The sequence below is a fragment of the Pedobacter sp. KLB.chiD genome, assembly GCF_047040275.1.
Lineage (GTDB): Bacteria > Bacteroidota > Bacteroidia > Sphingobacteriales > Sphingobacteriaceae > Pedobacter.
Genome location: NZ_CP178207.1, coordinates 2,023,112 through 2,046,668 on the forward strand (window position 1 = coordinate 2,023,112; position 23,557 = coordinate 2,046,668).

The 23,557-nt window shown below is 40.8% G+C and carries 21 protein-coding genes and 1 tRNA gene; 10 read left to right on the forward strand and 12 right to left on the reverse strand.

The window, feature by feature from the left end:
• The first annotated feature begins 189 nt into the window (after window positions 1–189).
• The 3 genes from ACK1I8_RS08150 (at window position 190) to ACK1I8_RS08160 (ending at window position 3,208) form a co-directional block, all read left to right on the forward strand.
• Window positions 190–1,614, forward strand: a complete 1,425-nt coding sequence (locus ACK1I8_RS08150) for a glycoside hydrolase family 125 protein (RefSeq protein ID WP_412468838.1) — start codon at window positions 190–192, stop codon at window positions 1,612–1,614.
• 216 nt (window positions 1,615–1,830) lie between these two features.
• Complete coding sequence (locus tag ACK1I8_RS08155) at window positions 1,831–3,030, forward strand: ATP-binding protein (RefSeq protein WP_412468839.1); 1,200 nt, start codon at window positions 1,831–1,833, stop codon at window positions 3,028–3,030.
• On the forward strand, window positions 3,014–3,208 hold the full coding sequence (locus ACK1I8_RS08160; protein WP_412468840.1) for a hypothetical protein: 195 nt from the start codon (window positions 3,014–3,016) through the stop codon (window positions 3,206–3,208). Before ACK1I8_RS08155 ends, ACK1I8_RS08160 begins: the two co-directional genes overlap by 17 nt.
• A 94-nt stretch (window positions 3,209–3,302) precedes the next feature.
• Here ACK1I8_RS08160 and ACK1I8_RS08165 read toward each other — a convergent pair whose 3' ends face one another.
• Window positions 3,303–3,656: a nuclear transport factor 2 family protein gene (locus ACK1I8_RS08165; protein WP_412468841.1), complete on the reverse strand. Its 354-nt coding sequence runs from the start codon at window positions 3,654–3,656 to the stop codon at window positions 3,303–3,305.
• Between the two features lie 110 nt (window positions 3,657–3,766).
• The gene (locus ACK1I8_RS08170) at window positions 3,767–6,043 is read right to left on the reverse strand and encodes a glycosyl hydrolase family 95 catalytic domain-containing protein (protein ID WP_412468842.1); all 2,277 of its coding nucleotides are present in this window, start codon (window positions 6,041–6,043) and stop codon (window positions 3,767–3,769) included.
• A 162-nt stretch (window positions 6,044–6,205) separates the two neighbouring features.
• Between ACK1I8_RS08170 and ACK1I8_RS08175 the strand changes: the two genes are divergently transcribed.
• The 6 genes from ACK1I8_RS08175 (at window position 6,206) to ACK1I8_RS08200 (ending at window position 16,133) form a co-directional block, all read left to right on the forward strand.
• Window positions 6,206–8,353: a GH92 family glycosyl hydrolase gene (locus tag ACK1I8_RS08175; RefSeq protein ID WP_412468843.1), complete on the forward strand. Its 2,148-nt coding sequence runs from the start codon at window positions 6,206–6,208 to the stop codon at window positions 8,351–8,353.
• A 628-nt stretch (window positions 8,354–8,981) separates the two neighbouring features.
• A complete protein-coding gene (locus ACK1I8_RS08180) occupies window positions 8,982–9,635 on the forward strand; it encodes a hypothetical protein (RefSeq protein WP_412468844.1) in 654 nt (217 codons plus the stop codon).
• A 259-nt stretch (window positions 9,636–9,894) separates the two neighbouring features.
• Entirely contained in the window at window positions 9,895–10,284 is a 390-nt protein-coding gene (locus tag ACK1I8_RS08185; protein WP_412468845.1) for a hypothetical protein, read from the forward strand.
• Between the two features lie 97 nt (window positions 10,285–10,381).
• The gene (locus tag ACK1I8_RS08190) at window positions 10,382–11,500 is read left to right on the forward strand and encodes an efflux RND transporter periplasmic adaptor subunit (protein ID WP_412468846.1); all 1,119 of its coding nucleotides are present in this window, start codon (window positions 10,382–10,384) and stop codon (window positions 11,498–11,500) included.
• A 61-nt stretch (window positions 11,501–11,561) separates the two neighbouring features.
• Entirely contained in the window at window positions 11,562–14,696 is a 3,135-nt protein-coding gene (locus ACK1I8_RS08195; RefSeq protein WP_412468847.1) for an efflux RND transporter permease subunit, read from the forward strand.
• Window positions 14,697–16,133, forward strand: a complete 1,437-nt coding sequence (locus ACK1I8_RS08200) for a TolC family protein (protein WP_412468848.1) — start codon at window positions 14,697–14,699, stop codon at window positions 16,131–16,133.
• 290 nt (window positions 16,134–16,423) lie between these two features.
• Here the strand turns inward: ACK1I8_RS08200 and acpS are convergent, their stop codons facing one another.
• Genes acpS through ACK1I8_RS08240 form a run of 8 tightly spaced genes read right to left on the reverse strand, consistent with a single transcriptional unit; the run spans window position 16,424 to window position 21,568 of the window.
• On the reverse strand, window positions 16,424–16,804 hold the full coding sequence (gene acpS / locus ACK1I8_RS08205; protein WP_412468849.1) for a holo-ACP synthase: 381 nt from the start codon (window positions 16,802–16,804) through the stop codon (window positions 16,424–16,426).
• Window positions 16,805–16,816: 12 nt separating this feature from the next.
• A complete protein-coding gene (locus ACK1I8_RS08210; RefSeq protein WP_412468850.1) occupies window positions 16,817–17,428 on the reverse strand; it encodes a hypothetical protein in 612 nt (203 codons plus the stop codon).
• The gene (locus ACK1I8_RS08215) at window positions 17,397–18,263 is read right to left on the reverse strand and encodes a dCTP deaminase domain-containing protein (RefSeq protein ID WP_412468851.1); all 867 of its coding nucleotides are present in this window, start codon (window positions 18,261–18,263) and stop codon (window positions 17,397–17,399) included. The genes ACK1I8_RS08210 and ACK1I8_RS08215 overlap by 32 nt, the downstream gene beginning before the upstream one ends.
• Before the next feature lie 13 nt (window positions 18,264–18,276).
• Window positions 18,277–19,332: a nucleotide kinase domain-containing protein gene (locus ACK1I8_RS08220; RefSeq protein ID WP_412468852.1), complete on the reverse strand. Its 1,056-nt coding sequence runs from the start codon at window positions 19,330–19,332 to the stop codon at window positions 18,277–18,279.
• Between the two features lie 18 nt (window positions 19,333–19,350).
• Window positions 19,351–20,094 carry a hypothetical protein gene (locus ACK1I8_RS08225; RefSeq protein WP_412468853.1) on the reverse strand — a complete coding sequence of 248 codons (744 nt, stop codon included), beginning with the start codon at window positions 20,092–20,094 and terminating at the stop codon, window positions 19,351–19,353.
• Window positions 20,095–20,098: 4 nt separating this feature from the next.
• A complete protein-coding gene (locus ACK1I8_RS08230) occupies window positions 20,099–20,959 on the reverse strand; it encodes an ImmA/IrrE family metallo-endopeptidase (protein ID WP_412468854.1) in 861 nt (286 codons plus the stop codon).
• A gap of 2 nt (window positions 20,960–20,961) precedes the next feature.
• The gene (locus ACK1I8_RS08235) at window positions 20,962–21,285 is read right to left on the reverse strand and encodes a helix-turn-helix domain-containing protein (RefSeq protein WP_412468855.1); all 324 of its coding nucleotides are present in this window, start codon (window positions 21,283–21,285) and stop codon (window positions 20,962–20,964) included.
• The gene (locus ACK1I8_RS08240) at window positions 21,275–21,568 is read right to left on the reverse strand and encodes a hypothetical protein (RefSeq protein WP_412468856.1); all 294 of its coding nucleotides are present in this window, start codon (window positions 21,566–21,568) and stop codon (window positions 21,275–21,277) included. Before ACK1I8_RS08240 ends, ACK1I8_RS08235 begins: the two co-directional genes overlap by 11 nt.
• Before the next feature lie 325 nt (window positions 21,569–21,893).
• On the opposite strand from ACK1I8_RS08240, the gene ACK1I8_RS08245 reads away from it, so the two are divergent.
• A complete protein-coding gene (locus ACK1I8_RS08245; RefSeq protein ID WP_412468857.1) occupies window positions 21,894–22,565 on the forward strand; it encodes a hypothetical protein in 672 nt (223 codons plus the stop codon).
• 15 nt (window positions 22,566–22,580) lie between these two features.
• On the opposite strand, the gene ACK1I8_RS08250 is transcribed toward ACK1I8_RS08245, so the two are convergent.
• Both ACK1I8_RS08250 and ACK1I8_RS08255 read right to left on the reverse strand, forming a co-directional pair.
• A tRNA-Lys gene (locus tag ACK1I8_RS08250) sits at window positions 22,581–22,653 on the reverse strand.
• Between the two features lie 205 nt (window positions 22,654–22,858).
• Entirely contained in the window at window positions 22,859–23,557 is a 699-nt protein-coding gene (locus ACK1I8_RS08255) for an NUDIX hydrolase (RefSeq protein WP_412468858.1), read from the reverse strand.

Here is a 23,557-nt window from a genome sequence, read left to right on the forward strand (position 1 = left end):
CCGTTCTAACATAAGAAAATCGATTTAGGAATAGTTTAATTAGCGATTGTGATTTTGAAGTTCAGAAAATTATCCTATTTTTGTTAAGGACTAACCGAATAACATGCTGCCCTTACAGGTGATATGGATTGACGATAAAACGGATGTCGTTCACAAGAAAACTAAACCAAAATATCATAATACACCATAATGAGAAGAAGAACATTTATACAAAACACAGGCCTGTTAGGGGCAGGAGTGGTTGCATCGAAATTTTCTTTTGCGGCTGATCTCGCGTCTGAATTCCCTGTAGTACGTGTAGCTGCAACGAAAAGGCATTTTCAAAGCAAAGCGATAGATGCTGCCATAAAAACTTTCCAGTCGAATGTTAAAAATCCTGAATTGGGCTGGCTGTTTGAAAACTGTTTTCCAAACACCTTGGATACAACAGTTTATTATACCGAAAAAGAGGGCAGACCAGATACTTACGTGATTACAGGCGACATAGATGCCATGTGGTTACGGGACAGTTCAGCACAGGTTTGGCCTTACCTACAATTCGTTAATGAGGATGAGCCATTAAAAAAACTGATTGCTGGTGTCATTATCCACCAAACCAAATGTATTTTAAAAGATCCTTATGCCAATGCTTTTTACGGCGATGCGAACAAGGTAGGCGAGTGGAAAACCGATAAAACGGCTATGCAGCCGGGTGTACACGAGCGCAAGTGGGAAATTGATTCGTTGTGTTACCCCATCCGTTTGGCATACCATTATTGGAAAAAAACAGGTGATAAAACGCCGTTTGATGCCAATTGGAAGAAAGGAATTGAGGCGACTTTAAAAACTTTCAAAGAGCAACAACGTAAAGCCGATAAAGGACCGTACCATTTCCAGCGGGAAACGACTCAACCAACCGATTCGTTACCCATGGCGGGTTATGGTTTTCCGGTAAACCCTGTCGGACTGATCTGTTCTGCATTTCGTCCGAGTGATGATGCAACCATTTTCCCTTTTTTGGTTCCATCTAACTTTTTTGCTGTATCGAGCTTAAAGCAGGCTGCAGAAATGATTAAAGCACTAAACAGCGACAAGACATTAGAAAGCAATTTGTTAAATCTTGCAGATGAGGTAAATGCCGCCCTGCAAAAACATGCCATTGTAAACCATCCAAAATATGGCAAAATTTATGCTTTTGAGGTTGATGGTTTTGGCAGTTCGTATCTAATGGACGACTCTAACGTACCGAGTTTATTGAGTTTGCCTTATTTAGGGGCGATGAAAATGGAAGATCCGATTTATCAGAATACCAGAAAATTTGCACTTTCTAAAGATAATCCATATTTCTTTAAGGGTACTGCTGCAGAAGGCATTGGTGGCCCGCATGCAGGGCAGGACATGATTTGGCCAATGAGTATTACGATGCGGGCTTTAACCTCTAAAGATGATGCGGAGATTAAATATTGTATAGACACTTTGCGTAAAACGCATGCGGGCAAAGGTTTCATGCACGAATCTTTTAATAAAGATAATCCGGCAAATTTCACCAGGGCCTGGTTTGCCTGGTCAAACACCTTATTCGGAGAGCTGCTTTGGAGAACCTACCACGAAAAACCAGCTTTATTGAAAGCCTGATCTAAACAACCGTATTGATAAGTATGATTAAATTTTTGTAATGTATAGTTTAAATATTAATCAATACGGTTGTTTACTAACCGCATAAATAGGGGAGATTCATACTCAAATCAGGAATAAAGAGATCAGTTTACGTAAAAGCGCTATTAGAACATTGTTTAATGCCTTGTACATTTGTATTTTTTTGTAAATTGCTCAAAATTATCCTCCTTAGTATTGCAAAATTTTAATAATAGCATCCATAGCGACATCGAATCCATAAATAAGATTCCTGCAGTCGCGCATATTTTAGAAATTGTTTGTAGAACTACGGGAATGGGTTTTTCGGCGGTGGCCAGGGTAACATCAGATACATGGACGGCCTGCGCGGTTCGGGATGAAATAAATTTCGGATTAGCTGTTGGAGGTGAGCTTAAACTTGAGACGACCATCTGTAATGAGATCAGACAGCATAGACAGGCCGTTATCATTGATCATGTAGCGGAAGATCCCGATTTCGCACATCATCATACACCGTTAATGTATGGTTTTCAAAGCTATATTTCAGTACCCATCATCTTAAAAAATGGTACGTTTTTCGGTACACTTTGTGCCATTGATCCTAAGCCTGCTAAATTAAAAAATGCAACTGTCAGGGGGATGTTTACCATGTTTGCTGACTTGATTGCCTTTCATTTAGATGCGCTGGAAGAACTTGCTAAAACAGAAAAAGAATTAAAAAAAGAACAGGAAATAGCTGTTTTAAGAGATCAGTTTATTGCTATTTTGGGTCACGATTTACGTAATCCTTTAAATGCGATTTCGAGTAGTGCGCAGCTGTTATCGCGTTTAAATTTAGACGAACGTACGGGTCGCATTACCAAAATTATAAGCGATTCGTCATTCAGAATGAATGGTTTGATTGAAAATATGCTCGATTTTGCCAGCGGGCGTTTAGGCGGGGGAATTACACTTAGCAGAACAGCCGACGAAGATTTAGAGAAGCTGCTGCTCCAGGTGGTAGAAGAATTGCAGGCGATTTGGCCGTTGAGGAATATCAGCGTGAGTTTTAGTTTTGATCACCCTGTTCATGCTGACGGGAAGAGGGTGGCGCAGCTTTTTTCTAATTTACTGGCTAATGCTTTAAATTATTCTCCATCAGACTCTACTGTTGAAATCACTGCCTTTAGCAACGAAAAAGAATTTAATCTTTGTGTAATCAATCAGGGCAAACAAATTCCGGATGCTGCTATGGAACGTTTATTTCAGCCTTTTTCCAGAGGTGAGGTAGAACCTAATCAAAAAGGCCTCGGCCTGGGTTTATATATTGCATCAGAGATTGCCAATGCCCACAACGGTACACTGAAGGTTTCTTCTACATCGGTAAATACATCGTTTACCTTACATATACCTTTTACAGATGACAATTTTAAGTGATAGCTTGCCCACTTCTACGCTTTTGGAACTGAAAGCAGGTGATGCTATAAAAAAAGCAGATGGTCAAACCGATACCATAAAAAGTATCAACATCAGTGAAACTGATGAGTTTTTAATGTTTCTTTTTCAGTTGGAGAGTAGCCACATCATAGTAAAGAAACTTAAGCAGGTCTGTTAGTTATCCGGGTTTGTCGTTTACGGATTCTTTATAACTATTGTCACGCTAATTGCCCGAGGCAATCTTAAAGCGCGCATTGTGGTTTCCATCCTGCTTATAAAACTGGTCTCGGATCGAACAGTACCTGAAAGGAGGTAATCTTCCCGTCGGCAATTTTGTACCAGCCACAGGCAAAAATCGTTTTCGATCCCATGTTGATATCATACCACAGGCAAACTTCTTCCTCATCTACAAAGACCTTTTTAATATCGTATTTGAATTTCATTTTCTCCATGTCTTCGATATAAATATCGGCTCCATTTCTTTCGCCCATAACGCCTCTAAAAGCCATATGATCATGAAGTTTAGCTCTGGCCATTTCAAAATTTTCAGCATTTAAAGCATGGATAAAATCCAGTACAACAACCTTAGCATTATGCTCTGTTAATAATTTATTGGATGTATTCATGATTATTAATTTAGAAATAAACGATCAGCTCACGATAAATGTTTAATTGATATGAAAATGACCCAATATCGAATTAGTAACACTTGAATCAAGAACACCGAACCATTATTCTATGCAGCTTTTTTAAATTGATATATTTTGCCGGCCTGAGTGTTAAAGCTATACCTGAAATCTTTGCCAGATGTTTCTTCGGTAATACCTTTTGCATTTCCTTTCAGCTGATTAGGGCTTCTTACCACGCATTTTTCGCCGGATAAGGATTTGATAGACAAGGCCGCTACTTTACCATTTTGCCATTGCAGGTTTGTGATTTCGAAGTTTCCACGAGCCCTTAAACCCTGAACGCTTCCCTCGGCCCATTGATCAGGCAGGGCAGGTAGCAGTTGCAATTCTCCAGCCTGGCTTTGTAACAACATTTCCGAAACACCAGCTGTGTAGCCAAAGTTCCCGTCAATTTGAAAGGGTGGGTGCGCGCAGAATAGATTGGCATAAATCCCACCTCCTTTATTGTAATCAGTACCGGAGCCGCCAACGGGCGTAATAAAATTTTGTAAAATTTTATAGGCATGGTTTCCATCCTGTAATCTCGCCCAGAAATTCATTTTCCAGGCCATTGACCATCCCGTTGATTCATCCCCGCGGGCTGTTAAAGTTACCCTGGCAGCCTTTGCCAGTTCTGGCGTTTTGATGGTGCTGATCTCTCTGCCGGGATGTAAACCAAAGAGATGAGAAATGTGCCTGTGCTGGTCATTTGGGTCATCACGATCGGTTTCCCATTCCTGCAGCTGACCCCATTTTCCGATTTTAGGTTTTAATAAATGTGCTTTTAAATCGGCAATGTGTTTTTTATAATCGGAATCAATGCCTAAAACTTCTGCTGCTTCAATATAGTTGGTAAACAGATCAAATACAATTTGTTGATCGTGTGTTACTCCATCTTCGGTTGGTCCGTGTTCCGGCGACCAGCCCATTGGCGATACCAGTGTTCCATCAGGTCTCCTTTTTAAATGATCATCCCAAAATTCAGAGATTTCTTTGATGATCGGATAAGCGAAATTCTTTAAATAATTTTTGTCTTTTGTAAAGGCATAATGTTCCCACAGGGCTTGTGCGTACCAGGCGCTGCCAGGCGTATTCCATAGAAAGCTCATGCCGCCAAAAATATTGTTTTCGGTTCTAACCGTCCAGCCTCTGGTATTTGGATACTGCTTGCGGGTATGCATGGCACTCACCTCGCGCATGCTGTTGATGTAATCTAAGTATGGGATTACGCATTCCGAAAGATTGGTCGGCTCTGCCAGCCAGTAATTCATCTGGATATTGATGTTGGAGTGGTAATCGCTGCCCCAGGGTGGGGTATTGCTTTCGTTCCAAAGGCCCTGCAGGTTGGCCGGTAAGCCACCTGGCCTTGATGAACTGATCAACAGATACCGGCCATACTGAAAAATCAGGGCTTCGAGTTCCGGATCGGAAGTTTTTTTATAATTGATCAGCCTTTGGTAAGTTGGCAATTTTTGGCTATCGGTATTACTCTTGCCCAGACTTAAGGAAAGCTGATTATATAAATGGCCATAATCATCGATATGTGTTTTTAACAATTTATCGTAACTTTTAGCCTTAACAGCACTTAAAATTCGTTCAATTTTAGGTGCTGGTTCCTCACCTTTCCAGTTTTCTCCGCGTTTATTGATGTAATTGGTTGCTGCCGTAAAAATAAGGGTAATGGCATCAGCACCCGTTACTTTTAATTTTTCCTGCCCGCCGTCTTTAACTGCTTCCAGCTTTCCATTTTCTATATGAACCACAGCTGTAGCCTGATACGTCATACCGTTTGGAAGTTTACCGCTTAGCTGAATGGTATTTCCACCGGTTGTAATTGTACCCTGATGCGCATCTTTTAATCCAATAATGGCTGAGTAAGCTTTTTTCCGATTCGCCGTAAAACGCAGCACCATCACTTTATCCGGAAAACTGCAAAAATATTCACGTTTAAACTGGATGCTGTTTTGGGTATAATTAATGGTATGTAACGCATTAGTAATATCCAGTTTTCGACGGTAGTTGGTAGATTGCTGATCTTTATGATTGAAATCGATAAACAGATCGCCAAAGGCCTGATACATTCCCCGGTCGTTTTCATCACCGGTCCACAGCGAATTATCGTTAAACTGGATGTGTTCCTGATCAACTCCGCCAAAAATCATCCCGCCAATGCGGCCATTCCCAATAGGGTAGGCCTCAGTCATCCATTGCTGTGCCGGTTTATTATCCCACAGGGTAAATGCAGAATTTTCTTTGGTTTGAGCGGGAAGCTGTGAGGCAAAACAGAAAGAAAACAAACAGGATAATATGATCCGAAATAGGTCTCGCCTAAAATATAAAAGCATGCTGATAATTTGATTAGTGTGTAACCCAAAGATAGATAAAATAGCTATTTAATCATGTTGTACGCCGAACTCCTTATAATTTATCGGTAACTATTATGTTAGGTTATGGACATGCATGATAGATTTAATATATTTGATGTGATACTAAAACGTTTTATGTAAATGAAATCGCTAACCAAATCCTTAACTATTCTCTTAATTATTAGTGTTGCGATGCTGCACCAATCTCAAGCCCAAACCAAATTAACAACATATGTCAATACCTTTATTGGTACAGCGCCCTTAACCGATCCTAAAGTATTGGGTTATGAATTACCTGAAGGCTGGCGATCGTGGGCAGGTTTAACTTTTCCGGGGAGCTCCCTGCCAAATGCCATGGTACAATTGAGTCCGGTTACGGAATTTGGTTCAGGCGCGGGCTACGAATATGAAGACGATACCATTTATGGTTTTGCGCACACCAACAAAGGACATTGGAATTTATGTAATATTCCCATCTTACCTCTATCCAACCCAAAAGGTAAATTTGGTTCAAAGTTTTCACACAAAAGGGAAAGTGCGGCCCCTGGTTTCTACCAGGTGTATTTAGATGACTATCAGGTAAATGTGAGACTGACTTCAACGTTAAGATGCGGTTTTCACGAATACACCTACCAAAATAATATTGATAGGCAGATCCTGTTGAGTATGGGGAAAGCCAATAGTAGCGTGAATACCTGGAATATTGAACAAGCTGGTTCGTCGGCCATACAGGGGTTTCAAGGTGGTGAAAATATATATTTTTATGCGGTAGTGAATGGAAAGATTGATAAACTTGACATCACTGATGCCGGCAAACGTTCAGGTTATGCCATCGTTCACCTCGCTGATGGGAGTAAAGGACCTGTGGAACTTAAAATCGGGTTATCATTTGTGAGTATCGCCAATGCCAAAGAAAATCTGGAGAAAGAAATTGGCAATAAAACTTTTACGCAGATCCGCAAGGAAGCAACAGAAAAATGGGAAACGCTCTTATCGAACATCCAGGTGAAGGGCGGAACGGAAAAGCAAAAACAGCTGTTGTATTCCTGCCTGTACAGATCTTTTTTATGGCCGGCTTTGCGTAGTGATGTTAACGGTGAGTTTAGAGATGCAAAACGCAATGTGGTAAAAAGCGATTTCAATTATTATACAGAACCATCACTTTGGGACACCTACCGGAATAAAGATGTGCTTTTAGGCTTGATTACACCAAAAGTAACGTTAGATGTCATTAAATCAATGAAAGATGTGGGCGATAAAACGGGTTTTATCCCGACGTTTTTTCATGGCGACCATGGTGCTTCTTCTATTGCGGGCGCATATTTAAGGGGAATCGATGATTTTGATATTAAAGGTACTTACCAGATTTTATTGCGTAATGCCAATGTAGATGGTGGTGCCCGCCCGTTTGTAAAAGAATATATCGAAAAAGGGTATATCTCAGACCCTGATGTTAAAAATCCTCATGTGGAAACCAAGGCCAAGGCTGGTGTTTCCAAAACGCTCGAGTATGCTTATGATGATTATTCGCTGGCCCAAATCGCTAACAAATTAGGTGATAGCAGTAATTACCACACGCTGATGACGCGTTCGAAAAATTATAAGAACGTATTTGATCCGGCTACCCGCTTTATGAGGGGCAGATTGGAGAATGGCGACTGGATTAAACCTTTTAACCCTCAGTACCCATATTACGAATATATGTACAGAGAGGCTAATGCCTGGCAGGTTTCGTTTTATGCTCCGCATGATATGCCAGGATTAATTGAGCTATATGGTGGTGCAGAAGGTTTTGAATCTAAACTGGATTCTTTATTTACGCTACCCTGGAACCCGAAATATATTGCCCGCAATGTAGAAACCATGATCGGACAGTATTGCCAGGGCAACCAGCCCGATCATGAAGCACCCTTTGCTTATACTTTTATCGGCAAACCGGAAAAATCGCAAAAGATTATCGACAAAATCTTAAACGAACTTTATGGGATCGGAGAGGAGGGTTTGGCCCTTTCCGGAATGGACGATGCCGGCGAAATGTCTGCATGGTATGTATTTAGTGCCTTAGGCCTATATCCGTTCTCTGCAACTGATCCGAATTATATTGTTACGGCCCCGCTTTTCGATGAGATAAAATGGAAAACGAATACCGGCAAACTTTTAACGATCACTAAACCGGGTAAAGGAAGAGGAATTAACCAGATCAAAGTAAACGGACAAATCAGCAATGGATATTTCATCTCTCATGATCTGTTTAAAAATGGCGGGAAGGTAGAAATAAGTACTAAGTAACGTTGAAGTACTGATAATTGAGGTTTTATAACAGATAGAAATTGTCAATCCTGAGGAATGATTTATGTTTATTGGGTACAAATCGGTAAACGTGACAGATAATTTAAGCTTTATTTGAGCGCAAGGGCTCTGCTAAGAGGGTAGCGTGTTCCCGTCTTTTGCTTATACGCTTTGCCGCCTCGTACCTCGTTGCTGCAGGGTAACGCTCCAGCCTGGGCTATGTAGCTTTGGCAGTATTTCATATTAAAGTTTGTAAGGTGCATAAACCCTTGGCTCTAAGGGGCAGAAGCAGTAGCATCCGATTTAAGCAATGGTTTATATGGTTACAAAGATTTTCTTTCGGAGCGATAAGGAATGGCGGCACAGCATAGGGTCGAGAACCACAGATTGCTCATTTTCTGCATCAGTAATTGATGTCGGGCATTAAAACACCAACCAATACGATCATATTGAAGCCTGTAAATGATAACTCTAGGATATTTTCAAACATTTTAAGCTGTTTCGATACTTCCCTAAGCTCGGTAAAGGCCCTTAAAAAAAAGAAATAGTGATGCAACCTTAATGAGTTCATTGTCGTCTTTGCTACATACTTAATCAACAATACTTATAGCATCAAGGCATTCTACACATGAAAAAATCAATTTACCTTCTTATCTTATTCTTTTGTATTCTTACCAGTTCTTGTACCATGATGGTGAAGGGCATTGCTAAATTCGTGGTTAAAAATTATAACGACTATACGAGTACGCATATTTCTGAAATACAAATTACAGATCCGAAAGGAAAACTTCAAACTTTTGGTGATTTGTACCAGGGAAAAACAGTTTATCTATATGTTTGGAAAGATAAAAAACTGTCTGCACAGCAAGAAAAATCGTACTTATTGTTAAAGGAACGTTTTGCCAAGTATCCCGACGTGGCTTTTGCCAAACTTGATATGGGTTCAGACAGCACATCAAATACGAACAGGCTGGTTAATAATGCTTCATCAGCTGAGTTCAGAAATATTTCGAAAATTAACGATCCTGCACCCTTTATTATTGGAAAAGACGGGGCAATCTTATCTTATAAAGGGCCTAAACCTGAAGATAAAATTATAGTCGACTATGTAATTTGCCAGGCCATGAATGGAGAAGACGGAACCAAATCTGCCAAAAGATTCATAAGGGGGGTAAATGGAAACAGCCGGTTTAAATCGGAGAAACTGGTTGAATGGTATACCAATCACTTTGGAGAAGCACCTTCGGATCACCTTTCCATGTCGTTATCTACAACAAACTAAATTTTACTGCATTAACCAGATGATGTCACTTTTAAAAAAAAATTAAAGAACTGCCTGATCATTGATCAGGGACGAAGTCCTAATCTTCACCGAAAATGAGTATTTTTTTGGTACCTCTTTGCTAACACAACCGTTTTGTTCAGCCATTTATCAAAAACAGCGTGGCGTTACGGATTGAGTCTTTGTTTTGTATCCAATCCGTTACAATCGACTTTGGCCTGATTACCTGGTATTTTATATTTTTGTGTGGATTGTAAAGATGGTTACACTATACAAAAACACATATCGTCGTCTCGGATTTTTATGCGGAAGCTTTTTCTGCTTCTCTTTCCTGCTGGCCATGTTTTTGGTTTCTGCCCCGCAATTAACGGATACACTGAACGATCACCTGGAAACAGTAGGGGAGAAAGTTTCAGATATTTTCGATACCGGCAATGATCATCACGCTTTTCAGCATTTTATAGTTAAAGCGCCCCTTAGTAAGTACAGAAAAAGATATAAACATATTCCAGACTCCGGCATTCGTTTGGAATGCTTCCGGAAAGAACGCCTTAAAGATTATATCATCCCGCTTTCTGTAGCAATTTACCAGACCCCTTTTTTCTCGTCTGTACTGCACACCTTTCTTTATCGTTTGGCTTGTTTCTAACGCCGGTTAATTGTTTTTAAGCAGCCTTAGGCTGAACATTTTAACGGATATGGCCGGAATCGCTTTTTCCCGGCAGGTTTAAACACAAACACACAAAATGAAATTTAATATAATGGCATGGGCTGCGCTATGCATGGCAATACAGGCATGTTCGGGCGGCGGCGCAAAAAACAATACAGCAGACCTTGCAGAAATTCCGGTAATGAAGATCCAGCCACAGGATACTTCCCTTTCTACCGATTACGTGGCAGATATTCAATCCGTACAGCATGTGGAATTGCGTTCCAGAATGCATGGGTTTATCGATAAAGTATTGGTAGATGAAGGGCAGGAGGTGAGCAAAGGTCAGTTGCTTTTTCAATTGAGTGATAAGGAATATAACATTGCGCTGAACAAAGCAAAAGCCAATCTGGCAAGTGCTGTTTCAGCAGCACGTATTGCTGAAGTAGAACTGGAAAGGATCAGAACCCTGGTTGAAAAAAAGGTCATTTCACCTTCTGAACTTTCTTTAGGCGAAGCCCGGAAAGCTGAAGCTGAGGCCAGCATCAAAACCGCGCGTTCTTTAATTGAAGACGCCAACCAAAAACTAACCTATGCCAGGGTGCGGGCACCTTTTTCCGGACGTATTGATAGATTGCCCCTCAAACCGGGCAGTCTGGTAGAAGAAGGATCGTTATTAACTACGCTATCAGACAGCCGCAGGATGTACGCCTATTTTGATGTATCAGAAAATGAATACCTGCAGTTTGTGCGTAAAGGTAAGGGCCGTTTTGATGTAGATAAGGAAGTAAGCCTTATTCTTTCGGATGGTAGTCAGTATCCATTGAAAGGTAAGATCCAGACACATGAAAATGCCTTTGCCGAAAATACCGGTTCCATTGCCTTTCGTGCCATATTTGAAAATCCGAATCATATCCTCAAACATGGCGTATCCGGAAAAGTAAGATTGGTTTCGGCTTTAAAGGGAAGCTTACTCATCCCTCAACAGTCGGTTTTTGAAATCCAGGATAAAAGTTATGTTTTTGTACTTGGAAACAACAATCGGGTTAAAATGCGAAGCTTTGTGCCCAAGCTCAGCCTGTCTGGCTTTTACGTTATCGGTTCCGGATTGAAGGCTGGGGAAGTTATCGTGTACCAGGGCGTGCAGGAGCTGCGTGATGGAACCGCCATCAAGCCCGTTTACACCTCTTTCAGGAAGCTGTTGGCCAGTAAATAATCAATTTCATTTTTATGAGCCGTTTCATTGCTGATGAGACTGGCTTTGCAATACAATCATAATGGTAGAAACATTTATCAGAAGACCTGTGCTTTCGCTGGTCATCTCTTTGATTTTAATTTTACTGGGTGCCCTTGCCCTTTTCAAATTACCCATCACCCAATTTCCGGATATTGTACCGCCTTCGGTGGTGGTTACTGCAAATTATAATGGTGCCAATGCAGAGGTTTGTGCCAAGGCGGTAGCTACTCCGCTTGAAAGGGCTATCAACGGCGTTCCCGGTATGACATACATGAACTCTGTGAGCAGTAATAACGGCGTTACGCTTGTACAGGTTTTCTTCAACGTCGGAACCGATCCGGACCAGGCCGCCGTGAATGTACAAAACAGGGTAACTACGGTTCTGGATGAACTTCCTGAGGAAGTAATCAAGGCGGGTGTAACCACTGAAAAAGAGGTGAACAGCATGTTACTTTACCTCAACCTAACCAGTTCGGATCAGGAAATGAACGAAGAGTTCATTTATAATTTTGCCGATATCAATGTTTTGCAGGAACTCAAACGTATTGACGGGGTGGGTTTCGTAGAAATTATGGGAGCCCGTGATTATGCCATGCGGGTATGGCTCAAACCAGACCGCATGAAGTCTTATCACCTCTCTGTAGACGATGTGGTAGGCATGATGCGTAAACAGAATATTGAAGCTGCACCGGGTGTGGCCGGAGAAAATTCAGGCAAGGGTAGGGAAGTACGTCAGTACGTATTGAAGTACGGTGGTAAGTTTAACAACAAACAACAGTATGAAAACATGGTGATCAAAGCCGAGCGTAATGGTGCATTGATCCGCCTGAAAGATGTCGCTGATCTGGAATTTGGTACGGTAAGTTATGACATGGTATCTAAAACAGACGGAAAACCATCGGCATCCATCATGATCAAACAACGTCCCGGATCAAATGCAAGCGAAGTCATCAAAAAGATCAAAGATAAAATGGCTGAACTTAAGGCCACCAGCTTCCCGCCGGGCATGGAATATAACTACGCTTACGACGTTTCCCGCTTTCTCGATGCCAGTATTCATGAAGTGCTGAGAACGCTGGTAGAGGCCTTCATCCTGGTGTTTATCGTGGTTTTTATTTTTCTTCAGGATTTCAGGAGCACATTGATCCCGGCATTAGCCGTACCTGTGGCACTCATCAGCACCCTGGCCTTTTTACTGGCCATGGATTTCTCCATCAACATGCTCACCCTGTTTGCTTTGGTACTGGCGATCGGAATTGTCGTTGATAATGCCATCGTGGTAGTAGAGGCCGTACACGTAAAAATGTCGGAAGAACATCTGCCACCTATGGAAGCTACCATCGCCGCGATGAAAGAAATCAGCGGTGCTATTGTCGCGATCACCCTGGTAATGTCGGCTGTTTTCGTACCCGTGGCCTTTCTTTCAGGTCCGGTGGGTGTTTTCTACAGGCAGTTCTCCCTTACACTGGCTGTTTCCATTGTGATCTCCGGGATAAACGCGCTTACGCTTACACCAGCCCTGTGTGCACTGATGCTCAAACACGAACCGGATAAAACACCTAAAAAGAGTTGGCTGCAAAGAGGTTTCAGTTTATTCAATACGGGCTATAACAAAACCGAACATCGATTTGGCGCCATTGTGAGCTGGATTACGGTAAAGAAACCCGTAACCCTGATCTTACTCGTATTGTCTATACTTGCTACCTGGCTGGGCATTAGTATGCTACCTTCAGGTTTTATCCCAACCGAAGACCAGGGTATGATTTACATTAATGTCACCACGCCTCCAGGTTCTACCGTTGAACGTACGGAGAAAGTGCTGGATGAAATCCAGAAAGTAACCAAGGGTTTTAAAGCGATAGAAAATGTGAGTACACTCGCGGGATATAGCCTGATGAGTGAAATTACGGGTGCATCTTATGGTATGGGCATGATTAACCTGAGTCCATGGGACTCCAGGAAAGAAAGCGTAGACGAACTGATCAGGGAGCTCAAGCATAAAACCCGTCACATCGCCGATGCCAGCATTGAATTTTTTTCTCCCCCAACTGTACCGGGCTTCGGAAACGCCAGTGGTTTCGAGTTGCGGCTTCTGGATAAGAACAAAGGAGAAGACCTCTCCCGTACCGCTTCGGTAACGCAAAACTTTCTGAAAGAACTGAACGGCAGTGAAAGCATTTCTGGTGCTTTTACCAGTTTCGACCCCACCTTTCCGCAATATATGATCCATATCGATCAGGATATGGCTGCGCAAAAAGGGGTATCGATTGATAATGCCATGTCTACGCTGCAAACGCTCGTGGGCAGTTATTATGCCACTAACTTTATCCGGTTCGGACAAATGTACAAAGTAATGGTGCAGGCCTATCCGCAGTATCGTGGCAAGCCGGAAGATCTCTTACAGCTTTATGTAAAAAACGACAGGGGAGAAATGATTCCGTACTCCACCTTTATTTCCCTGGAAAGGGTTTATGGGCCGGAACAGATTAACCGGTACAACATGTATCCATCAGCCATGATCACCGGTGAAACCGCCATGGGTTTCAGTAGCAGCGATGCCATTAAAAAAGTGGAAGAAACAGCCCTGCATAAATTACCAAGAGGTTATGCCATAGAGTGGTCGGGTATCACGCGCGAGGAAATCTTATCCGGAAACCAGGCCATTTATATTTTTATCATTTGCCTCTTGTTCGTGTATCTGCTGCTGGCCGCACAGTACGAAAGTTTTCTGTTGCCCTTGCCCGTTCTGTTGTCGCTCCCGGCGGGTATTGCCGGCGCCTTTTTTACGCTTAAGCTGGCCGGATTGGAAAACAATATCTACGCGCAGGTGGCCCTGGTGATGCTCATCGGTTTGCTGGGTAAAAATGCGATTCTGATCATTGAATTTGCAGAGCAAAAACGAAAGAGCGGCTTATCGGTATGGGAATCGGCTAAACTTGGCGCCGTATCACGTCTGCGTCCCATCCTGATGACTTCATTTGCCTTTATTGCCGGGTTGATTCCGCTCTGTTTAGCCTCGGGAGCAGGCGCCATCGGAAACCGTTCTATCGGGATGACAGCTGTTGGCGGAATGCTGATCGGAACCCTGTTCGGACTGATCCTGATCCCCGGATTATATGTCTTAATGGCACCCAAAAAACAACATAAAAATCTACAGTTATCTAAATCTGAATAAATGAAATTGAAGAGATTCATTCCATCTGCCATAGTCAACATGTTCGCTCTTTCTTTACTGTTAGCCTCTTGTGCATCGATAAAGGAAACTCCGGTTCCATCCTTAAAACCATTTCCGGGTGGTTTTGATACTTTATCCCACAGCCAGGAAAAGGCTTTGAGCTGGCATACTTTTTTTAAATCAAAAGAGCTGGATACCCTGATCAACCTGGCCCTGGCAGAAAACCTTGATTTAAAATCAGGATTGCAAAAGGTGCTCATTGCAGGTGCAAACCTCAAACTGAGTAAAGCAGCGCTGTTGCCCAGCGTACAGGCTAACATCAGTGCCGGTCTGGACCGTTATGGAAAATATACTATGGATGGGGTAGGTAATTACGATACCAATTTTTCAGGCAACATTAGCCGCGATCAGCGTATTCCCAGTCCCGTACCCGATTATTTTGCCGGCTTTAGAAGCAGCTGGGAAATTGACGTCTGGGGTAAATTATCCAAAAGAAAAGAAGCAGCCTATCACCGGTATCTGGCCAGTGCCAGCGGATTAAAGTGGTACCGTACCCAGTTAACCTGTCAGGTTGCAGCGTTATATTATGAACTGATCGCCCTGGATAAACGCCTGCAGATTCTGAAAAGCAATATTCTGCTACAGGATAAGGGACTGGAAACTGTAGAAGCGCAGATGGCCGGCGGGCGGGCAACGGCCCTGGCCGTCAGTCAGTTTAAAGCCCAACGAACAGCCACAATGGGCAAGCAGTTTGAGATCAGGCAGCAGATCAGAAGTGTAGAAAATGATTTGAATAATCTATTGGGACAATTTGCCAAAAAAATACCCAGAGATACGGCATTGATATCCTTAGCACTTCCTAAGGAAGTATACGTGGGACTTCCTGCTGAAGTCATTTTAAACCGCCCGGATGTAAAAGAGGCCGAAGAGCAGCTTAAAGCGGCAAAGGCCGATGTTTCGGCGGCAAGAAAAGCATTCTTACCCAGCTTAACACTTGATGCTTATGCAGGCTACAATGCCTTCCGTTTACCACTGCTTTTTTCTCCGGGATCTTTAGCCGCAGGGCTGGTCGGCGGCCTTACCGCACCAGTACTGAACAGGGCCACACTAAAAAACGCACACCTGGTGGCCAGCGCCAGCCAGCTGGATGCCTATTACCAGTATCAGAAAAGCCTGATCAACGGTTATCAGGAAATTACCAGACAGCTTGCCGCCCTGAACAATTATAAGGAAGCCTATCGTTTTAAAACCATTGAAGTAGCAGAATTAAAAAAGGCCGTATCTACCGCAAACGATCTTTACCTGGCAGGTTACGCCAGCTATCTGGAAGTAATTGTGGCCCAAAGCAGCGTGTTGAACGCCGAAATGGAACAGGTAGACCTCAAACAGGCTTCTTATGCCGCTTTAATTGGTTTGTACCGGGCAACAGGTGGATAGCATGCTGAAAATAAAAAAGGAGACGATCAATTTTGATCGTCTCCTGATGTGATCCCGCTGGGATGTGAACTTCGTTCAGTTTTCAGCGTTTAAAGGCTATCTGTAAGGTTTTTTAAAGCGACTCACCGAATCACTCACCTTTTTAATTGTATTTTTTAGTTGCAATTGCTATGATATAAAAATAAGAATTTCTCTTGATATTTAATAACATATACGAGATAATTTTCTAACGATCTTAATTACTCATTAATTGTGTGGAATCCTTCCTTGATTAATAAGCTGCATATTAATTATTCTCTTTCTGCTATAACAAAGGCTGTAGAGCAATTTGAAGAATGAGAAATAGAAATGTGCCATTTAGTAATGGACAGTTGATCTGCTAATATTTTAGTTTTCCCGGATAAACGTATTTGAGGTTGGCCGTTTGGAGTTTTAATTATATCAATTTCCCGTAGAGATAAACCATCGATCATCCCTGTCCCTAAGCATTTCAAAACAGCTTCCTTGGCGGCAAATCTACCTGCCAAAAATATCGAATCCTTGCTGGATGAGTAATATTCGAATTCAGCATTCGAAAAGATTCTTTTTGGCAACCGTTCTGATGCATCCCATTGAATCATTTTTGAATTCAACTCATGATCCACTGAATCGGTACCAATATTAACTATCATAAGAGCAAATATTTAGTTAAGCGTATGAAATTTAATATCTTTCTTAATCATATCAAAATCAACCCTCCCGCCATTATTAGCGATGAGCAATCTAAAGATTTCATATGATTTTAAAATTGCAAACTCCCAATCGGTTGAACTTCTGGTTCGGACTTCGAAATTTTCTGTCATTTCCTTAATGATTCTCAGTGTTGTTTTGGAGACCTTCTTCTCTTTTGCGAAGAAAAGTTTTCGTTTCGCCTCGTTGAAAATTATCATTGATAATGCTTCTTCGGTAATAGTTGCCCTGGCACCATCTTCGATTTCATCAATCAATTGATTGCTTTTTCGTTTACGCTTCATCATTGCCCTGGCACATGGCGACCACCCAAGCAAAGTAGCAAAAGAGTAGTGGAATATATCATGATAGCGATAAAAATCATTTTGATAAGCATTATCATTAATAATGTCTCCTAGCTGCAAAGAATCATTGATTATAACTTTAACTTCAGCTTTTCCATATGTATTTACTTCCTCAAAGCTCACAGTAAAGTGTCTTGGTATTTGCTCACGCTCATCCAAAGCTGAATCAAAAAAATGTTTCTCTCTCATTTCAATTCTTTTTTTTAGATTGCTGTAAATCATATTTTATACGCTTTAAACTATCTATCTGTTTTAGAAGTAACTTCTTTTCAGATAATCTCAAGTTAATAATCGAATCCGCCTTTATCTCTTTATTTTTTATATCAGCACCTTTAGTTAATCCTTTTTCAAATAAATACCAATCAAATGCAAATTTAAGCAAAATTGCAATAACAATTCCGATTGCAGTTACTGCAATATAATTATTTGCTTTCTGATCTTTTTCAAGAACACTAATTCTTTTATCAACATTAGAATTAACTTCTTCAATTTTTTTATGGGTAGCAGCGTTACTTTCTTCAATTCTTTTGCTCAATACATTAGGCGAAGCCAATTCCCCCTGACTTAATGCCTCTACAGGATCATCTGGTATTCTGGTTTGTTTTTCATGTTTACCTGTATAGTCTTGATTTTCATTGATTTCTGCAAACCACATGGGGAAATAGTTTGTGCCACTGCTTAAAATGATATTGGATGGCCCCGCGTTATAAACCGAAAACAATAACTTCCCTTCATACCCTGGGTCAACATGGAAGCCTGAAACATTTACTAACCCCTTGAATTTTATACCTGCTTTTATGGAAATAAAAGCAATTTTATCCTCTGGTATTTTGATATACTCTTTTGTTAATAAAAGGGCGAATTGACCAGGCTTAATCTCTATCTGTTCACCATCCTTTAAATCTTTTACCGCTCTCGGCGAAGAATCAGTTTGAAATACCTGGGAGCCTAGTGATAGTTCATAAGCTCCATTTTTAATCCTTTTGGGATTAAAATCAGAGATTAGATCTGATCCTGTTAGTAGTGTCGTTAATGAAGTGTTTCCTATAAAAGCCATATTTGATCACTTTTTATTTAATATTTTTAGCTATTTTATCATTTATACCCCATTTCGGTGGGAACCAGTAATTTATAGGTTTAGGATTTCCTTTAAACTTTTGTTTAATCTTTATCCTATCACTATTCCCCTTGATGTCAGGATGTTTAACTCTGGCGTATTTATCGACTTCGCAAAAAAGATTCTGACAATCAATCAGTTGCAGATCTCTTCCCCACAAGTTCTTAAAGTCCAAATCTAAACGTTCAAACTCCTTATGTTGCCTATCAGTCATTAATTTTATCGCCTCCACATAATTCAGACCACCTAAATCAGCAAAACATTTACTGATGCCTCCCCGAGCACCAGGACCCGGCACCACAAATGAAGACTCTGAAAAGTCAATAATGTTCGAATAATTAATATCAATAAGGAACTGGTAAGCTAAAAAATCACCAAGACCTGGAAATCGTTTCACCACTTCAAAAGCCTGCTGCATGGTTTTGGCGCTCATCAATGACTCATGTGTTTCTTCTTCAATAATCATTTCAATCAACTTCAGGTGATTGGTGTGTTTCTTCTGGTAACCAAAATACGATCCGCCTGAGGGCATAATATAAGCTGCTGAATAAATTTTTTCTTTAGCTGCCATTGCCTGATGCAGTATTTTATCATAGGCTTCAAAATTGTAGTCTTCAAATGTAGGAACATCAAATTCCGATAATAAAAGCTCCCAAGTCTCTATTTTATTAAACAATTTAAATAGTAAAATCCTGAAAAGTGTTTCTTTAGGGGAATCGGGGTACTTCGGATTATAGATTACTTCTTTTATCAAGTACTGACTTACCCGATCAGCAGCCCGGTAAGCATTAGTAAACTTGTAATTGTTTAATATCACATCATCCGTCCATGGCAGCGGATTCGCATCAACACGTTTAAAAAAAACCTCCTGTCTCAATGCTGCAAATTTCCAATAAGAGTCATACACCTCAGTTACTTTCGCAGGAGAGAGAACATTGTGGATATGGATACCGGACGAGCTTGGTTTCTTACGCTCCTTTTCAAACTTAATTTCTTTCTGACTAAACATGGTGCAAAGATAGCTTCTCTATGAACAAGCAACATCAATTTCAGCTAACAATTTTGAGGCCTCAGTTTTGGTAATTTCGTCCAGATGTTCCACTCCAATGAAACAATTCATCCGTTCGAAATTTAGACCTGTTTCCTGAGCAATAAATTTCCCAAGATAGATTAGACCGAGCCAATTTCCATATGCTCTCCTATAAAAATGCTGTACAGCATAAAAACTATTCAAAACTAAACCTCCTTTTTCAGATTTATAAAAAGTTACGTGCTGAAGACATGGGAACTTTTGGAACATCCCGGTAGTATGGTCTTTCCCAGGATCGAATATAGAAGCCTGGAGTTTAGACCTGCGTTTTACTTTCGTATCCAGCAAGGAATTGATAATGACTTCCAATTGGTTTACTTCCTTATCACCTGTCTGATAAGCGATCAGGCGCTGAAAATAAGTTCCCCTGTTATTTCCAGCATCTATACGACGAATTCTTGGATAATTTTTCATATACTGTGCATACAATTCTTTCCTGTCAAATTCACACATCATATAAAGCGATTGGGGAAAAATTGTTTCTGCAACTGTTGTAATACCTGGTAGTCCACTAGCCCTTAGCGATTGCTCAATCACAGTTCTGACTTCAGGTGACTCATCAAAATCAGTCAAACTCATTACCAAAGGACTAATGTCCAGTCCAGAGTGATTACAAAAATGTTCCAGAACATCACACCATGCACCGGTAAGATTATTATTATTCATTAATAGTGGTTCCATAAATTCAATCTATATCATTTTCCAAATGTCTGTTTTCGCTGAGTCCGACATACCCCATGTTTTGTATGCGTAAAAAAGAGCCAAAACCCAACCTATCAGAACTTATTCTTAAAACACCGGGCTTATTCGCCATAAATACTTTTCCCAAGCTACTGCTACACAACTCCTGAATATGATTACCCTCCACCTTTACATCCTCCGGCAAGAAAATATAATTAGAAGTCTCCAAATCAATAATTGAGGGCGCACTAATGCCATCAATTACCTTAAAGGGTGCTGGCAAAATACGAAGTCCCTTAATACCGGCAAGTAACTTAGCAGGTGAGGTTTTTAATAACTCAGCAGCCCGATGTTCAGAAACAATACGGTGGATTTTGCAATGTGATACCAAGGTTTGAAAACCTACACCAAAAAAAGAAGAAATAATATAATAATCCATTTGAGAAGCAGTTTCCGGCTTCCAATTTCTGCAGTTAAATTCCCCAATAATGCTAGCAATGGGCATTAATAGCAAACCTGCAAAAGTGTCAGCAAGCCACTCATCATTATTATAAATTCCGCTTCCCGAAGTATGATCAGCCAAAATATCCATCCGGCTTCCATGTCCGAAAACGTGATGACCAAGCTCATGTGCACAAGTGTAAACCCGTCGTGCCATCGGCCTTTTACTGGAAATCAGGACTGTCGGATGTTTTCCACTACTCTGGCTAATGTACATTCCTTCCATATTGATGTCGATGAAACGAACAGTCAGATCTAATGACTGGCAGATATCAAATACGTTTACCGGCTGGAAACTATCATAGGAAAACTTAATCCGTATCCGCTCAGCTTTTTTTGCAGCAGCTATAAAACTTGGATTCATCTTTACTTGGGTAGAATTTTTAATACATCAAACAGTTTCTTTACATCCTCGGGACTCAATTTGCTAAGTTCCCTGGCAGCAAACTTAAATTCTTCATTCATTTCAGTATCATCAGTGGCTTCCTGTCCTAATAACCAAGTTGTGTTAACCCGGTAAATATCACCAAACTGAATAAGCTCCTCTGCACTTACCTTCCTGTTACCCGCTTCAATTTCCGAAATTGCAGGCCGTTGCAAATTCATCTTAACGGCAGCCTGTGCCTGTGAAAGCCCTGAAAGCATCCGAGCTTCTTTAAGCCGAGAAGCTATTTTTTCTCTATCCAACATTTTTTCCTTTGTTTATCACCTTCCATAATTTTTCTGAAGCTTCTCTAATTGATAACTGTCTAAGGCTATTGTTATCGTGGAAAATGTAACAATTTTCCGGGATTTCAATATCCAGAATCCCTTCCAATCGACACATTGCCGTTACCAATACCTGACTGGTCAATCCCGCATAACCGGGAGCACAGGCTGAATCAACCTTCATTGCAACATTCATGTGTGTAGCAGCTTCCTGTACTACTTTAATAACCTGTTTTTCGATGTCATCAATAGCAAGAGTCTTCATAATGTATGATTTTTAAACAAATTTAGTAAGAAAATCTTACCATCAAAATTTTTTTGTATTTTTTTATTGGAGCTTTGCAAGTTAGCTCTTTGAAAAGCAATAAGTTTACGGGAAACAGTAACGCTCAAACTAATGAATAACTGCCGTGCAACCCGCATCAGGTTTTACAGAAATCAGTATACTAAATGTCTTCGATCACTATTAGCAGATTGCAGTTCCGTGATTATGACGATTACTTCTTTTATTCTTCAGATCTAACTGGCGAGCCTACCAAGCCATAAAATAAAAATTACCTAATTTAGTATTTAACAAGCATCTATAGAATATGAACGGCTTAATTCAGTTTTTAACTACAATACAAACTTTCAACCTCCATATTGTAACTAAGGCCGAATTGAAAAGCCCAATAAAACAAGATGGAGACAAGCCAGCTTATAGCCTCGCTCACGAAACACATTTTTATGACTCGTATACCTATAAAAGTGAAATAAGAGTATTAAAAGACATGGCTTTAATTGATCTGCTGTCCCTTAACGACACCAGTTTAAAAAGAGAATTTGAACAGCTCAAAAAATTAAAAGAAAGGTTTAAACTAATATGGACAAATTTCCACCAACATTACGGTGAGCTTAAATCTGAATATCCAAGTAACTTCATATTTTCGATTCAACTTGATTATTTGTTTATCGTTAACAACCTGCAATCAGACTACAAGGATATTTATATTGGTGATGAGTTTGTGGAAAGTCTGCACGATACTTTGAAGATCAGGGATAAGTTCTTAAGTGAGCTGATCAGCGAAGTAGATGAAATTCTAAATCCCCGTGAAACGTTCGAGGAATGGATGGCCAAACAGAAAAGCCCAGAACAAGTTGAAGATGCTACGGCAGAGCTATCCCCAAAAATCCCATATAATCCTGAGCCTTCCAGAATCGAACCTGGCCGACCCTTCTGTTCGAACCCCAGCCGTCTAAAACAAAAAACCTCCAAGGTTTAGGCTTGAAGGTTTCTGTGATCCCGCTGGGATTCGAACCCAGGACCACTACATTAAAAGTGTAATGCTCTACCAGCTGAGCTACGGAATCATTCCTTTTGTTTAAGGAGGTGCAAATATAGAGATTAATCCTTGCTTTGCAAATGATTTTTTAAAATGTTTTTGATGTCAGGCATTGAAATCAGGTTCTCGGTTTGTAATCCCCTGATTTTAAAATCGCTAGGCATGAAAATATTTTTTATCTCTTTAACTAAAATTAGCTGATCGAAAAATCAAGGTCGATAAAACCGAGATTTTTATTTCGCCGTTTTGGGTATAAAGTTCAAAAACGACTGAAATTGTGCCTTGTGTTTGTTTTTGTCGAGCTTAAAGTAGAAAGCGCCACGCCTTGAGCTTGATTTATCTTTCTCGTTTTGTTTGATGAGCAAACCACTGGCCGTTATTTTACGGATAAAATTCCGGTTATCAATGGGTGTATCATACACTTGTTCATACAATGCCTGCAGTTGTGGTATGGTAAAACGTTTTGGTAATAACTCAAATAAAACAGGGTGGAGGGCTGCCTGATAACGGATTTTATCCATCGCTGCCTGAACCATTACGTTATGGTCGAAAATCAGTTCGGGTACTTCCTTAACCTTAAACCACTCGGCATGGTACTGATCATTAATCTGTTTGCTGTACTTATTAATATCGATCAGCGCAAAATACACGACCGATACCGTACGCTCAATCGGATCTCGCTCGGGACTACCATAAGCGTGCAACTGCTCTAAATATACATCATGCAGTCCGGTAAGTTCCAGGAGGATCCGTTTGGCAGCGCCATCCAGGTTTTCGTTTTCGCCAATAAAACCACCCATTAAACTCCATTGATCTTTTATGGGCTCAATGGCCCTTTTTATCACCAAAAGTTTAAGATGTTCACCGTTGTAACCAAAAATAATGCAGTCTACAGCTACTAATACCGGTTTCTGATTTAAGTATTTTCCCAT